Annotated in this window: 19 protein-coding genes; 15 read left to right on the forward strand and 4 right to left on the reverse strand. The window is 51.4% G+C overall.

Annotation, left to right across the window (positions count from 1 at the left end):
• Nucleotides 1-11 precede the first annotated feature (11 nt).
• Both KGP16_RS06745 and KGP16_RS06750 read right to left on the reverse strand, forming a co-directional pair.
• Entirely contained in the window at nucleotides 12-1,070 is a 1,059-nt protein-coding gene (locus tag KGP16_RS06745; RefSeq protein ID WP_223501020.1) for a cell envelope biogenesis protein TolA, read from the reverse strand.
• A 116-nt stretch (nucleotides 1,071-1,186) separates the two neighbouring features.
• Entirely contained in the window at nucleotides 1,187-1,588 is a 402-nt protein-coding gene (locus KGP16_RS06750; RefSeq protein ID WP_223501021.1) for a hypothetical protein, read from the reverse strand.
• A 180-nt stretch (nucleotides 1,589-1,768) separates the two neighbouring features.
• Between KGP16_RS06750 and KGP16_RS06755 the strand changes: the two genes are divergently transcribed.
• Complete coding sequence (locus KGP16_RS06755) at nucleotides 1,769-2,359, forward strand: hypothetical protein (RefSeq protein ID WP_223501022.1); 591 nt, start codon at nucleotides 1,769-1,771, stop codon at nucleotides 2,357-2,359.
• A gap of 440 nt (nucleotides 2,360-2,799) precedes the next feature.
• Here KGP16_RS06755 and KGP16_RS06760 read toward each other — a convergent pair whose 3' ends face one another.
• On the reverse strand, nucleotides 2,800-3,129 hold the full coding sequence (locus KGP16_RS06760; RefSeq protein WP_223501023.1) for a hypothetical protein: 330 nt from the start codon (nucleotides 3,127-3,129) through the stop codon (nucleotides 2,800-2,802).
• Nucleotides 3,130-4,080: 951 nt separating this feature from the next.
• Nucleotides 4,081-4,770 (reverse strand): helix-turn-helix domain-containing protein, encoded by a 690-nt coding sequence (locus KGP16_RS06765; protein WP_223501024.1) that lies wholly within the window; start codon nucleotides 4,768-4,770, stop codon nucleotides 4,081-4,083.
• A gap of 39 nt (nucleotides 4,771-4,809) precedes the next feature.
• Between KGP16_RS06765 and KGP16_RS06770 the strand changes: the two genes are divergently transcribed.
• The 14 genes from KGP16_RS06770 to KGP16_RS06835 all read left to right on the forward strand — a co-directional run bounded on the left by KGP16_RS06770 (nucleotide 4,810) and on the right by KGP16_RS06835 (nucleotide 12,334).
• Nucleotides 4,810-5,040, forward strand: coding sequence for a helix-turn-helix domain-containing protein (locus KGP16_RS06770; RefSeq protein WP_223501025.1), 231 nt, complete (start codon nucleotides 4,810-4,812; stop codon nucleotides 5,038-5,040).
• A 110-nt stretch (nucleotides 5,041-5,150) separates the two neighbouring features.
• Complete coding sequence (locus KGP16_RS06775) at nucleotides 5,151-5,447, forward strand: CII family transcriptional regulator (protein WP_223501026.1); 297 nt, start codon at nucleotides 5,151-5,153, stop codon at nucleotides 5,445-5,447.
• A gap of 20 nt (nucleotides 5,448-5,467) precedes the next feature.
• Complete coding sequence (locus tag KGP16_RS06780) at nucleotides 5,468-5,632, forward strand: hypothetical protein (RefSeq protein WP_223501027.1); 165 nt, start codon at nucleotides 5,468-5,470, stop codon at nucleotides 5,630-5,632.
• Entirely contained in the window at nucleotides 5,619-6,518 is a 900-nt protein-coding gene (locus KGP16_RS06785) for a DNA replication protein (RefSeq protein WP_223501028.1), read from the forward strand. Before KGP16_RS06780 ends, KGP16_RS06785 begins: the two co-directional genes overlap by 14 nt.
• On the forward strand, nucleotides 6,508-7,914 hold the full coding sequence (locus KGP16_RS06790) for a DnaB-like helicase C-terminal domain-containing protein (protein WP_223501030.1): 1,407 nt from the start codon (nucleotides 6,508-6,510) through the stop codon (nucleotides 7,912-7,914). Before KGP16_RS06785 ends, KGP16_RS06790 begins: the two co-directional genes overlap by 11 nt.
• Before the next feature lie 2 nt (nucleotides 7,915-7,916).
• Nucleotides 7,917-8,291, forward strand: coding sequence for a hypothetical protein (locus tag KGP16_RS06795; protein ID WP_223501031.1), 375 nt, complete (start codon nucleotides 7,917-7,919; stop codon nucleotides 8,289-8,291).
• The gene (locus tag KGP16_RS06800) at nucleotides 8,284-8,568 is read left to right on the forward strand and encodes a hypothetical protein (RefSeq protein WP_223501032.1); all 285 of its coding nucleotides are present in this window, start codon (nucleotides 8,284-8,286) and stop codon (nucleotides 8,566-8,568) included. Before KGP16_RS06795 ends, KGP16_RS06800 begins: the two co-directional genes overlap by 8 nt.
• Nucleotides 8,565-8,819, forward strand: a complete 255-nt coding sequence (locus tag KGP16_RS06805; RefSeq protein WP_223501033.1) for a hypothetical protein — start codon at nucleotides 8,565-8,567, stop codon at nucleotides 8,817-8,819. Before KGP16_RS06800 ends, KGP16_RS06805 begins: the two co-directional genes overlap by 4 nt.
• 169 nt (nucleotides 8,820-8,988) lie before the next feature.
• Nucleotides 8,989-9,474 carry a hypothetical protein gene (locus tag KGP16_RS06810; RefSeq protein WP_223501034.1) on the forward strand — a complete coding sequence of 162 codons (486 nt, stop codon included), beginning with the start codon at nucleotides 8,989-8,991 and terminating at the stop codon, nucleotides 9,472-9,474.
• Nucleotides 9,458-9,904, forward strand: a complete 447-nt coding sequence (locus KGP16_RS06815) for a recombination protein NinB (protein WP_223501035.1) — start codon at nucleotides 9,458-9,460, stop codon at nucleotides 9,902-9,904. The genes KGP16_RS06810 and KGP16_RS06815 overlap by 17 nt, the downstream gene beginning before the upstream one ends.
• A 281-nt stretch (nucleotides 9,905-10,185) precedes the next feature.
• Nucleotides 10,186-10,455 carry a hypothetical protein gene (locus tag KGP16_RS06820; protein ID WP_223501036.1) on the forward strand — a complete coding sequence of 90 codons (270 nt, stop codon included), beginning with the start codon at nucleotides 10,186-10,188 and terminating at the stop codon, nucleotides 10,453-10,455.
• A complete protein-coding gene (locus tag KGP16_RS06825) occupies nucleotides 10,427-11,029 on the forward strand; it encodes a recombination protein NinG (RefSeq protein ID WP_223501037.1) in 603 nt (200 codons plus the stop codon). The genes KGP16_RS06820 and KGP16_RS06825 overlap by 29 nt, the downstream gene beginning before the upstream one ends.
• A gap of 148 nt (nucleotides 11,030-11,177) precedes the next feature.
• Entirely contained in the window at nucleotides 11,178-11,531 is a 354-nt protein-coding gene (locus KGP16_RS06830; RefSeq protein ID WP_223501039.1) for a hypothetical protein, read from the forward strand.
• Nucleotides 11,528-12,334, forward strand: coding sequence for an antitermination protein (locus tag KGP16_RS06835; protein WP_223501040.1), 807 nt, complete (start codon nucleotides 11,528-11,530; stop codon nucleotides 12,332-12,334). The genes KGP16_RS06830 and KGP16_RS06835 overlap by 4 nt, the downstream gene beginning before the upstream one ends.
• Nucleotides 12,335-12,540 lie beyond the last annotated feature (206 nt).

The following is a 12,540-nucleotide window of genomic DNA, read 5'->3' on the forward strand; positions in this document are numbered from 1 at the left end:
TTGGATTTTTATTAGTAGGTGATGCGGATGGCTGACACTTCGCCTTTTGCGATGGCTTTAATACATGCAATGGCACAATCTTCCGGTACGCCAGCGGCGACTAAATCAGCCACAGCTTTGTTATTTATGGCGCGACGATGCTCAACGTCTGCGGCTCGCTTTGCAGCTTCATCAGCAATGCGCTTTTCTTCGGCTAGTCGAGCGGCTTCTTTCTGCTCAGCTTCACGCTTGATTCGATCGGCTTCTTCTTTGGCCCGGCGTTGCTCAGCTTCGATAGCAGCTTGCTTGTCACGTTCTGCCTGCGCCGCTGCTTCCTGCTTTTCGCGTTCAGCTTTAGCCTCGGCCTCAATACGCTGTTGCTCTGCCCGCGCTGCCGCGTCCTTGGCGTCCTGTTCGGCTTTCTCCAGCGCCGCTTTTGCATCAGCTTCGCGCTGTGCTGCTGCAGCTATTTCTGCCTCGGCGTCACGTTTAGCCTGTTCTGCTGCGAGGCGCTTTAACTCTTCTTCGTGGGCTATGCGTTTCCGCTCAGCTTCAGCTTTCGCTTCCGCCACGTCCCGGTCGTGCTTCTCATTCATCAGTAACGCCAGTTCGTGGTCTGATTCGATACGGGCCGCCAGCGCCACTGCTGCTGCTTCATCAAACTCGGCATTCATCCGAACCGCTTCATCACGCATTGTGTTATAGGCTTCTTCCTCCCGTCGCGCTTCCTCTGCCGCCCTCATGCGTTCCTGCTCGGCTTCCCATTCCAGCTTTGGCTGCAACACCTTTTCTTTCAGTGCATCCAGCCGGTCACGCACTACCTTGCGGCTGGCGTCAATTTTCTTCGGCACCTCTTTGTGCTCGGTAACCAAATCTTTACCGAGGCCATCCAGGTAAGTTTTCGTCTTTGCCACCTTCAGGCCAAGTGACGCCATTGCATCACGGCCTTTCTTGGTGCTTGCATCAAAAACAAAGGCGCTTACTTCTTCTTCTACCTGCTGCAAAATCTGTTCGATGTGGTCAGGCTGGGTAAACACGGCAAGCGCGTTTACAGGCTCAATCACAATCGACAAGCCGGTTGCTTCGCTCATCGTGATCTCCTGAATTATTAGTAAAAAAATGGACTCACATGGAGGCCGAAGAGGTGCTATGTCGCACTGGTCTGGAGCCAGTATCAAGCCCACTAGAAAATGGGCTTTGTACTGTGCTACTCGCCGCGGTATTTCAGCATTTCGTCTGCCATCCGATAGGCCGCTCTTGCCATGCAACCTTCAATACCATCAAAGCCGTTTAGCGCTGGTGCTCCCGATGTCGTTATCATTCCCTGCAAGGCTACCCCTGCGAAGTAGTCACGAATAGACATCCCTGACGCACAAACGCTTGTTTCATGCCAGATTGGAAACGCTGGCCCGCCTGTTTCTTTGCTCATCCCCAAATCCCCCATATAACCCCAATCCAAAACACAGTGCAGCCGCTTATCATGGCTGCCCATACCTTCCCGCGATAAGACATGCTGCACCTCCAATAAAAAAGGCCGATTAGTCGGCCTCCACAAATTCACCGTTTTCATCAAGCCAATACCACACATTAGGCTTAATGCCGTTTTCACCAACCTTGCTAGCCCGAATATGGATTAACTCGCCATCGTCATTTCGGTATACACACACAATTGCGCTACCCTCTGGAGCGCGGGCCTTGCTGCCTTCACCAAAAGCCGCGGCTACTGCATGAAGCTGGCGGCCATCATCTGCGGCCGTTATCTCGCTGCTAGACTGGTTGCCCGTGGCCGATGACGCAGACTGGTAACCCGTGGCCGATGACGCAGACTGGTTGCCCGTGGCCGATGACGCAGACTGGTAACCCGTGGCCGATGACGCAGACTGGTTGCCCGTGGCCGATGACGCAGACTGGTTGCCCGTGGCCGATGACGCAGACCGGTAACCCGTGGCCGATGACGCAGACTGGTAACCCGTGGCCGATGACGCAGACTGGTTGCCCGTGGCCGATGACGCAGACTGGTTGCCCGTGGCCGATGACGCAGACCGGTAACCCGTGGCCGATGACGCAGACCGGTAACCCGTGGCCGATGACGCAGACTGGTCACCCGTGGCCGATGACGCAGACTGGTCACCCGTGGCCGATGACGCAGACTGGTAACCCGTGGCCGATGACGCAGACTGGTTGCCCGTGGCCGATGACGCAGACTGGTTGCCCGTGGCCGATGACGCAGACCGGTAACCCGTGGCCGATGACGCAGACTGGTAACCCGTGGCCGATGACGCAGACTGGTAACCCGTGGCCGATGACGCAGACTGGTTGCCCGTGGCCGATGACGCAGACCGGTAACCCGTGGCCGATGACGCAGACTGGTTGCCCTTAACATGATCCGATTTCTTTTTATCGCAGCGCTCTGTGGTGTATTCGATTGCGGCTTTTACCAAGCCAGGAATGCTTAGTGACGCTTTGATAGATAACTTTCGGCTTGCCACCTTGCTATCATCTGAGTGGCGGGATAGGTCACCGGATTGCTCGCAAACTGCGTAAACAGAACTACCTGGTTCGTAATATCCAAAGCAATCCAGAGGATATTCGCAGGCATGGAAACCAGAAGAGCAAGCCTCAACAGCACCTTCATGCTCGAAGGTTTTGCCGATTTCGAACTGGAAACCACGGCACGTTAAATCAGCGTTGAATCCCTTATACGTGACAACCTTTTCTTCGCTCATGTTGTTATTCCTGAGTTTTGTGTATAAAAAAGGTCGCCTTAGCGACCATGTTAGTAATCTTGCCGAAGCCCCACGTATAGAGGCAGCGGGAAAGTTACTGGGTAAGCCGTTGCGGCTTGCCACCCGGGAAGCATTTCTTGCAGAACGATTCGGGCTTAGCCGCCGTTACTATTTTTTCGTCCACTGGAATGTTTTTCACCCCGCGATTACCTGAACTGCAAGCCACCGCCATCGAACCAAGGCGATGATGAATCATGCCGCTGCTGCTTTTTCCGTATTGAGTTGCCATGCTGTAACCCTCACTTAATGATGTGAACTGCGTCATGCCACCGGGCATTTGTGCTTCTTGCCAAACACCCGCTGAGCCTGAATTATTTTTGAACCGCTGCGTGTCTCGTAAAAAGTTGCTCTGCAGTTGCTGCAAAACAGAACCTTCTTTCCTTGACCATCAACACCCCAGCCTACAAAGTCGTTTATCTCTTTCATCGTGCTGTTACCGTTCCGGTCTTACGATGCCCTGCGTTGAACATCGCTACTTGAGGTAAGCACATAGCCCCACAATCCTCCTGTGGCTGCCGTGGTGACGCTGGGCCATCTATCAGGGTTAGCGCCTTGGCTACTCGCTGCGAACCGAGCAGGGCCGCTGCTACGCTCTTGGTCAGCCGAATATCCTTGGTTAACTCTGCGCGGTGTGCTTTTGCCCTGCGAAGTTTCTTTGCTTCTCTCGCTTTCATAATCGACTCCGTTAATTGGCTTTGGTGGTGTGGTGGTAGGACTTATGAGCTTCTCGGTTCTGTCTTGCACGGCATTCGCAATGCGATTCCGTGTGAGCATATGCCTTACGTCTATGCCTCTCTGCCATACCCTACTGGTCGATTACCTACGCCATAAGCGGGCATCATTCTCCGTCTACTCTCTGGCAGGGCTTTCGCTCACCACACCCCAAAGCCAACTTCTCTCTGGTGGGGACGAATCATCCCCATGCTTAATTTTTAAAGAGCGTGACACTGGCTAACTGCTGGCTTCGTGTCGGTGTTTCGTGTTGATGGAATGACTATACCCAAGGTTATAATGCATGGCAATACCCAGAGATATAAAATTAATACTCTTGGGTATAATTCAATGATAACAATGAGAAAAAAGTTTTTTTAATGTGGCGTTTAGCGGTTTGCTAAAAATATTCTGGTGTGAGTCTTGATCTTTGGTCTGATGGAAGTCAGTATTATACTGTATATAAAAACAGTTAATTTGAAATTAACCATAAGTATCAAGATGGTGAGAGGTTTTTTATGCGTACAGCTTTTGTTCGCGCCGGGGTCGGCAGATATGAAGAGAGCGGGCCCACACCTCTAATGAGGTGTAGGATTTATGGATTTTATCGCTTGAATGAGCGTGATAGATACACGACGACGCCGATAATCTTTGCGTCATCTCCTACGGGTATTAGGGGGACGCGAGGTTCACTTGAAATCAGGAAGCCGTTTTCTCCGCCAGTTGTAAACTTGTAGACGGACGCCTGATCCTTCACCTTGGCATATACGAAATCGTTGTGCCCAGGCGTTTCTAGGGTATCTACTACAATGATCGCACCATCTGGAGCTTCAGGGTAACCACTGTCATACCTAAGCTTGTATGCTCGACAATTAGGTGACTTTATAGTGTCTGGTACAGCAACAACATCCTTCGTTTCGCCGTTATCATCCCATAAGTTCACAATGAACAAGCCAGGGATGGCTTCTTTGTCATAAATGGTGATTGCATTGCCGTTATCACTGTCACCGTCACGCATTGGGCCAATGCCTTTGGCTAGCCACTCTGGGCGAACGCCTAACACCGTAGAAATCTCAACGATTTTGGCTGAACTCTGCGTCTTACCAGTAACGATCTTCCAGATAGTCGGTTGAGCAATCCCAGCCTTCTCTGCAAGTGATGTCTGAGAGATATCACCAGCTTCCATCGCTATTTTTAGCCTTTCGGCAAGAGTTGAAGTATTCATACCGCCGAACATATAACCAGAGGTATCGACAGTCAAATATCCTGGGGTATTGCTATTTATTAAACCCACGGGTATTATTCCTTTAGATTAAACCGAAGGGAATTAATTATGGTCAATAAAGTTATACAAAAGGCCATCCTGGTGGTTGGTAGCCAAAAGAAACTGGCAAACGCAGTTGGAGTAAGTCAGCCAAACGTCTGGTGCTGGCTGCATAACAAGAAGCGAGTTTCTCCTGAAAACGTATCAGCCATCGTGGATGCAACTGATGGGAAAGTAAAAGCCTACGAAATCCGCCCGGATTTGCCAAAGCTTTTCCCTCACCCAGAACACGCCGCATAGCACCACTGCTCTTTACACAATTTGCCCGAGGGATGTTTCGTCCCTTACCAACAACAGTGGTCACCCCACAGGGCTGATCACGTACTTAACCAACAGGGAAATTATCACTTATGGAATGTGCAAAGACACGCAAAGCCGCTCTGAAGATTGAGAGTGCGCTATTGAACAAGATTGCTGTGAAAGGGGTTAGCTCTATCGCTGATGCGGTGGGGGTAGCTCCGTCACAGGTAACCAGGTGGAAGGATTCACTCGTACCAAGAATGGCAATGCTGCTAGCGGTGCTGGAGTGGGGCGTCGTTGACGATGACCTTGCGAGGCTGGCTAAGCAAGTGGCGGTGTTGCTGACGCCAAAAGAAAAACCCCGGATGGCAGTCCGAGGTTCAGAGCAAATCACGATGGAATTTTAGAGAAACTTGCGAGGTAAATAATGGCACGAAAACGCAGAAATTTCAAGCAGGAAGAGGAGCGGCGTCACCCAGATTGCCCCGACGAGCTGGTTTATTTGGCTGCCAATAACAAGCCGTTCGCTGAGCGGTTTGTTGGCGTTTTCAGACTGGCGAAAGCAGGGGTGAAGAAAGATGAACGTCGTTAGAAAGTTATCCGATTACAGGCCGCAGGAACGCCCTGTAGAGACACCGGAGGCGACCGGTAAGGGGTTTGCCTTGATACACCGTCAATTCATGGATAGCAGACTGTATAAGGACTCACAGGCAGTACACCTTTGGCTTCACCTGATACTGAAAGCCAATTATTCCCCGGCAGTGGTTAAGACTGACATTGGCGAGATGATGGTGGGGAGAGGGCAGATGATCACCGGGCGGCCAACGCTGGTATCTGAAACGTTTATCCCTGACAACAAAGTGAAGAGTTTGCTTCGCAGTTTCGAGTCAAAAGGCATGCTGAAAGTCGAGGCCATGGGTCGCAAATTCAGCCTGATTACCATCCTAAAATATGACGATTTTCAGGCTCAAAATTGTCCAACGAATGTCCAACAGTTGTCCAACGCAAACATCAGTAATAACGAGCCTCTCAGCGGTGTTTGTCCAACGAATGTCCAACAGTTGTCCATAAACAACAATATAACTAATAACTCTTTATCTAAAGATAAAGAGAGTGTCTCAGCAGTAGAAAATTCAGAACAGAAAAAACCATCCCACACATGCCAAGACGTGATCGACGCCTACCACCGGATACTGCCTGAATGCCCTAGCATCCGGGCGCTGAGTGACAAGCGGAAGAACCTGATTAAAACCTTCTGGGTAAAAGCAGGGAAGATCACCCGCCAACTGGATAACGCGCCTTTCAGCATGGCGGCATGGGAAGCCTACCTGACATACATCTCGCTCAACTGCCGGTGGATGCTAGGTACTCGGCCTGATTCCAAGACCGGCAAGACGTGGCGCTGCAAGAACCTCGAATACTTGCTGAGCGACGAGGTTTATCTCAAGGTTCGGGAGGGCAACAGTGATGACGTCTGATTACTTAACACCTCCGCACAGCCTGGAAGCAGAGCAAAGCGTGATCGGAGGCCTGATGCTGGATGGCGGCGAAAGCGACCGATGCCAGAAAGTGCTTGCCTCGCTGAAGCCTGATGCCTTTTTCACTCGCGCCAACCGGGTTATCTACGAAGAATTGCGAACATTGAACCAGCAACAGAAGCCGCTGGATCTGCTGACCGTGTTCGACAGTCTGGAGCGCAAAGGGGTTTCGGAAACTGTGGGCGGCTTCGCCTACCTAGCTGAGCTATCGAAAAACACGCCGAGCATGGCAAACATCGTGGAGTATTCGCAGATCGTCCGTGACCGGGCCATGAAGCGCTACGGCATCGAGAAACTGAACCAGATGGTTTCCCTGATGTACGCCAACGATGGCCTATCAGCAAAAGACAAATTCGAATCAGTGCAAAACCTCTTCACGCAGATCACCGACTATTCGAAAGTTGGCAACCGGCGTGGGTTGCGTACCTTCAGTGATGTTTTTGATGACTGGGCAGAGTTGGTTGAGAAGCGCTTTACCGGCGACCAGAGCGCCATCGGGCTGACCAGCGGGATACCTTCGCTTGATGCCATGCTGGAGCCAAAGCGCATTGTGAAAGGCTCACTGTTCGTCGTTGGTGCACGGCCTAAGATGGGTAAGACCACGCTCTATCTGAACATGGCGATCAACTGTGCACTGAATGAAAACCTCCCGGCGTTGGCGTTCAGTCTTGAAATGCCAGATATCCAGCTCGTTGAACGGATGATCACCCAGCTATCCGGTGTGGCCAGCAGTCACTTCTACGCCAGCGGGTTCGACCAGATGAAGTTTGGCTTGGCCTCAGCCAAGGCTGGAGAGCTGATCCAGAACGGCAATCTTTACATCGATGACACGCCGGGGATCTCGTTATCGCAAATCGTTGCAGAGTGCCGCCGTATCAAGCGTGAGCGCGGCGTGGTTGGCATGGTGCTGGTCGACTATCTGACGCTGATGAAGGCCGAGAAAGCTGACCGTAACGACTTGGCATACGGGGAGATCACCAAGGGACTGAAGAACCTTGCGAAGGAACTCGACTGCGTTGTTGTGCTGCTGACCCAGCTCAACCGGCAATTGGAACAGCGCTCAGACAAGCGGCCACTACCAAGCGACAGCCGTGACACAGGTCAGATTGAACAGGACTGTGATTACTGGCTTGGCATCTATCGGGAAGGGGCTTACGACGAACATGCCGATCAGCGCTTAACCGAGCTGCTACTTAGGCTCAATCGTCATGGCCCGGCTGGCGTGGCGTACACCGAGCAACGAAACGGGGCTATCTACGATTGCGACCAGGCAACAGCGAAGCGCAATGCGGAAGCGCGTGAGGCTCAACCTACCAAGAAAAAAGGCGGATTTTAACCATGGATAAGCAAGATATACAGCACTGGAACGGTGAAGGGCTGCCTCCAGTGGGGACGGTTTGTGAGTTTTACGACTGCGAATCATGGAGTGAGGTTCGGGTTAAATTCATTGGTGATAAATATGCAGTCCTTCAGGATGAGAGATATAGCGTTGAGAGGGTCTATTGCGTGGCCGATAAGCCACAAAAATTCCGCCCCATCCGCACCCCTGAGCAAATCGAAGCGGAAAGGCGGGAACGGATTTCTAACGCATTTCTTAAGGCATTTAATGACGCTAGATTTTCAGGTGACTGGAAGGGTAGCGATTCCCTTTACACCGCCATCTACGACGCCATCCGCGCCGGTAAAATTGAAGGGGTTAAGATTGATGGATAAGCAAACAGAGAGTCGAGAAAATTTCGCACAGCAAAACGGCATGACGATGGAGTTTGTTGATTGGTTCTTCGATAACAAGAAGGACGGTTGCGGCAATGCCTGGTTCATTATGGCCGCCGCGATGTGGGAAGGCTGGAAAGGTCGAGCGGAGAGCCTCGTTGTTGAGCTTCCGCATGAAGTGACACATGTAACGAATAAATATTATGAAGAAGGCCGCGATGACGTGATTTCAGCCATTGAGGCTATCGGCATCAGAATCAAAGGGGAAAGGGTATGAGAGAAAAAACAATGGATGAGCTTGTTCAGGATGCAAAGGACCGTGCCAGCATTGACATTTGGAACCGTGAAAATAACGCCGAGGGATGTGATGTTGTGGCGAGAATGCGCCAGTTAAAAAAGGTGCAGGACTGGCGACTAGAGGTTATCGAAGCAGCCAGAAAGTTCGTCAACTGCAAAGGCCGCTATCACTCAGAACAGAACATGACAGCTCTTATCGAGCTATTCAGACAGGAGCCAGAGAAGCCATGAGAGATAAACTAGTCGGATGCCCCGATTGTCACTGTCAGCATCTTCTGAGTGACCGGAAGAAAGAGGCCGATTACTCAGGCGGTGAATACTCAACAGCCTGTCCGAACTGCGGTTGTGATGGATTTGTTACGCTGCATAAGCTTGAAAAATTAAAGCGGGAATTTGCATCATGAAAGAACTAGGCGATTTCACAGTAGAGCGGTTGCAGGCTTTCATCGACAAGCCGCTGGATAACGGATTCACGCGCGACGAGCAGATGGAACTGGTAAGGATAGCTCTAGCAGCAAAGACAGCCGAGCCGGTTGGTTCATTTCACATCTACGAAGGTCAAGTGGATGGCACGACGGATTATGTCAAAGACGGCGAGTGGCCGATTGATACCGGCGAACTACTGGTCTACGCCGCACCTGTTTTGAACTCTCCGGTAATTCCGGATGGTTGGAAGCTGGTGCCCGTTGAACCGACTGAGAGCATGGTCATAGATGGCTTTGAGTCTGAAGCTTGGGATGCGCTAGGTGACGCGGTGCTAGATAAAAAAGGCTGGCCGTATAGCTGCCGAGAAAGCGCTGAATGTGTTACAGGAATCTTCAAAGCGATGCTGGCCGCCTCGCCAACGGCGCCCACCACGGAGAAACAGGATGGCGAAAAAGCCTAAATTCTTCCTCCGCACTGACACCCAAAAGCAAAACGTACTCCAGATAATCCGCGACCTACCAACCGACCTACACCGACCTCTCGTTATCACCATCACTGAAATGACACGCACCATCGCCCAGAACGACAAGATGTGGGCGATGCTGACTGACATCTCAAAACAGGTCGAGTGGTATGCCAACTGGCTGACGCCGGAAGAATGGAAGCACGTTATCACCGCTGCTTTACAGGGACAAAAGACTGTGCCAGGCATCAACGGCGGCTTTGTCGTGCTGGGGAAATCAACAAGCAAAATGACCATCCGCGAGATGTGTGACGTTATCGAATGCGCCTATGCATTCGGAGCTGAGCGAGGTGTCGAGTGGACTGAAGAAACCAAACTGGCCGATGAGCTTTCTAAGCGGTTCGGCGACAAAGTGAGGGCCGCATGAGCAGACGAAGAAAATCAGCATGGGACAGACTAGAAGAGAGATTGATATTCAAGACGACCAGCAAGACACCCCGCAAGCCTAAGCAATCACCCGCAGACATTCCAACATACGATGCCGTTTGGCCGCTACTACAGAGCCGGTTTAACCGCGTACGGAGGACAAGATGAAATGCTGCAACTGTCCCAAAGAGCTACCACCCGATGAGACTTACATCTGTGGCAAGTGTAATGCAGAGATAGACCGGCGAGCAGACGAAACCATGGGCAACCAGGAGGAAGAGGATGCGTAAGTGGCTATTTGAAGTTTTGATGACGTTATCGATTGGTCTTGCGAAAAAAGTCTATGGCGAAGAGATAACCCAGGTCGATATCTGGCTAGCTAGCGGCAAGCAACTGATGGTCATGAGTCGAGATGAAGTGCAAAGACTGGGCCAGGTAGCCAAAGAACTATCTGGCAGTTGGACGCAGGAAGAAGTAACGCAACTGCGTAACGCTATCGAAAAAATCCGTAATGAGGAAGGCCATGGCAAAGCAACCACGAAGGCGCTGTAAAATATGCCGTGAATGGTTCCATCCTCGCAGCTTCAACGAGTGGTGGTGCAGTCCAGAACACGGAGCAGTGTTCGGTATTCAGGAGAGAGATAAACAGCGTCAGAGGGACATACAGAAGGCAGAAACGCAACGAAAAGAACAAACCCAAGCCGAAAGGCGCAGCCTCAAAATCCGCAAGTTAGCAGTAAAGCCTCTTAGTTACTTCCACTCAAAAGCCCAAATCGCCTTTAATGAGTTCATTCGAGTTCGTGACAGTGGTCATTCATGCATTAGCTGCGGGAGAAACACCGGGGCAAAGATGAATGCCGGTCACTACAGGACGGTGGGGGCCAGCAAAGAAACACGGTACGACGAAACCAACTGTCACTTGCAGTGTGAACATTGCAACTCTCACCTGTCCGGGAATATCGGCGAGTACAAGCCGCGGCTGATAGCAAAAATCGGCCAGGAAGCTTTCGATCGTCTTATAGGATTTCACGAGCCCAAGAAGTGGACGAGGGAGGAATTGCAGGACTTGGCGGCGCATTACCGAGCGAAAACACGAGCACTCAAGAAACAACTGGAGGCTGCATGAGCCAATCATTTGAAGCAATGGTTCGCCTTAAATTCTCTCATCTTGGCTTTCAATACCGCTTAGACAAGGACATTGAAGGTTGCTACGTGAGCGAAATAGTTCGCCGAATGTGGGACGTCTATCGAGATTGTAAGTCGGGGGTGGCCTGATGTTCGCCGATATCAACGAAGCAAAAGCACACGCTCGCGCCATGAGGGCCAGTCACGAAGGCAGGCACTACGGATTACGCCAGCGCAAGAACGGGGCCATATCCGTAGACAAGGCCCACCGGATATTCCGGCCAATGTGGACAACAGAGGCTGACTCACGCGGAGAGAAGAAGCGACACGACTGGACGGTAATCGAACCCGATGACGTGCCGCTAATTCTTGAGCTGGTAAACACCGAAGGGATTTCCAGGGCATCTGTAGCCAGAAAGTTCGACGTGTCTGCCTCCCTGGTGGAGAGCATCGTAAAAAACAGACGGTGGAAAAGGCCGGTTAACACTGAGGTGAGGATATGAACTTAGACAGCGTTGTTAAATATCACTTCGCCAAATCGACCCAGATAAACGACTCCCCACGCGCCACATCATCCGATACTTTGACCGGCACGGATGTAATGGCAGCAATGGGGATGTGTCAGAGTCGCGCCCCTCTCGGTTATTCAGCATTCCTCGGCAAAATGGAAATCAGTGACAACGAGAAAAGGCGCGCAGTACAGCTATTAACTCAGTACGGAATGAAGCATTGCGACAAGGTTGCAGCCTTACGCAAGCTCAGTAGCAATACTAAGGTGAAGGTTGTGCAAACGCTCGCAAAGTTTGCTTTCAAGGACTATTGCCGATCGGCGGCCGGAACAGAGCAGTGTGAATGCTGCAAGGGATCAGGGTTCCTGAGTGAAAAAAGGTCAACAGGCAAGCGCTATGCCACGGTGTATCTCAAAGGCCATGGAAAGGTGGGGGATGCAGAAACCGACGCGAAAATAGAAGAAGAGAAGGTGATCTGCAAAGAGTGCAACGGAAAGGGGTCGGTGTCCGTGGCTTGTTGCAAGTGCAAGGGGAGAGGTGAAGCCGTTCACAGGGAAGAGAGTGAGTTGCAGGGCGTTCCAGTGAAACGCACATGCAAGCAGTGCCTGGGGCGTGGATATGAGAGAGTGCCAGCGGCTGACGCATTCAGGGCTATTTCTGCCTACGCTCCAGGGCTGACCTCTACAGTTTGGGATAAGGCGGTAAAGCCATTTTACGAGAAGCTGATCACAGAGTTGCTCGCATCGGAGGAGGAAGCCAATCGCCAACTTGGGAAAGTTACCGGCAATTTTACGTAAAGTTGATATCCGGTAACGATTGCTGCTTGCAAAATGCAGAAAGCTAGAATATCATTCTCTAACAGTAGAAATCCGTCTGAGTGTTACGGTGGATTTAAAAAGGGCCTCGCTAACGCGGGCCTTTTTTGTATCTGAAGGCATGCTGGCAAGCCGTTATGAGGAAGTGGGGAGCGTCACTTCGAATCCAGCCAAGAAACGCCGCATCT

It is taken from the genome of Serratia sp. JSRIV006 (assembly GCF_019968685.1).
Lineage (GTDB): Bacteria > Pseudomonadota > Gammaproteobacteria > Enterobacterales > Enterobacteriaceae > Chania > Chania fonticola_B.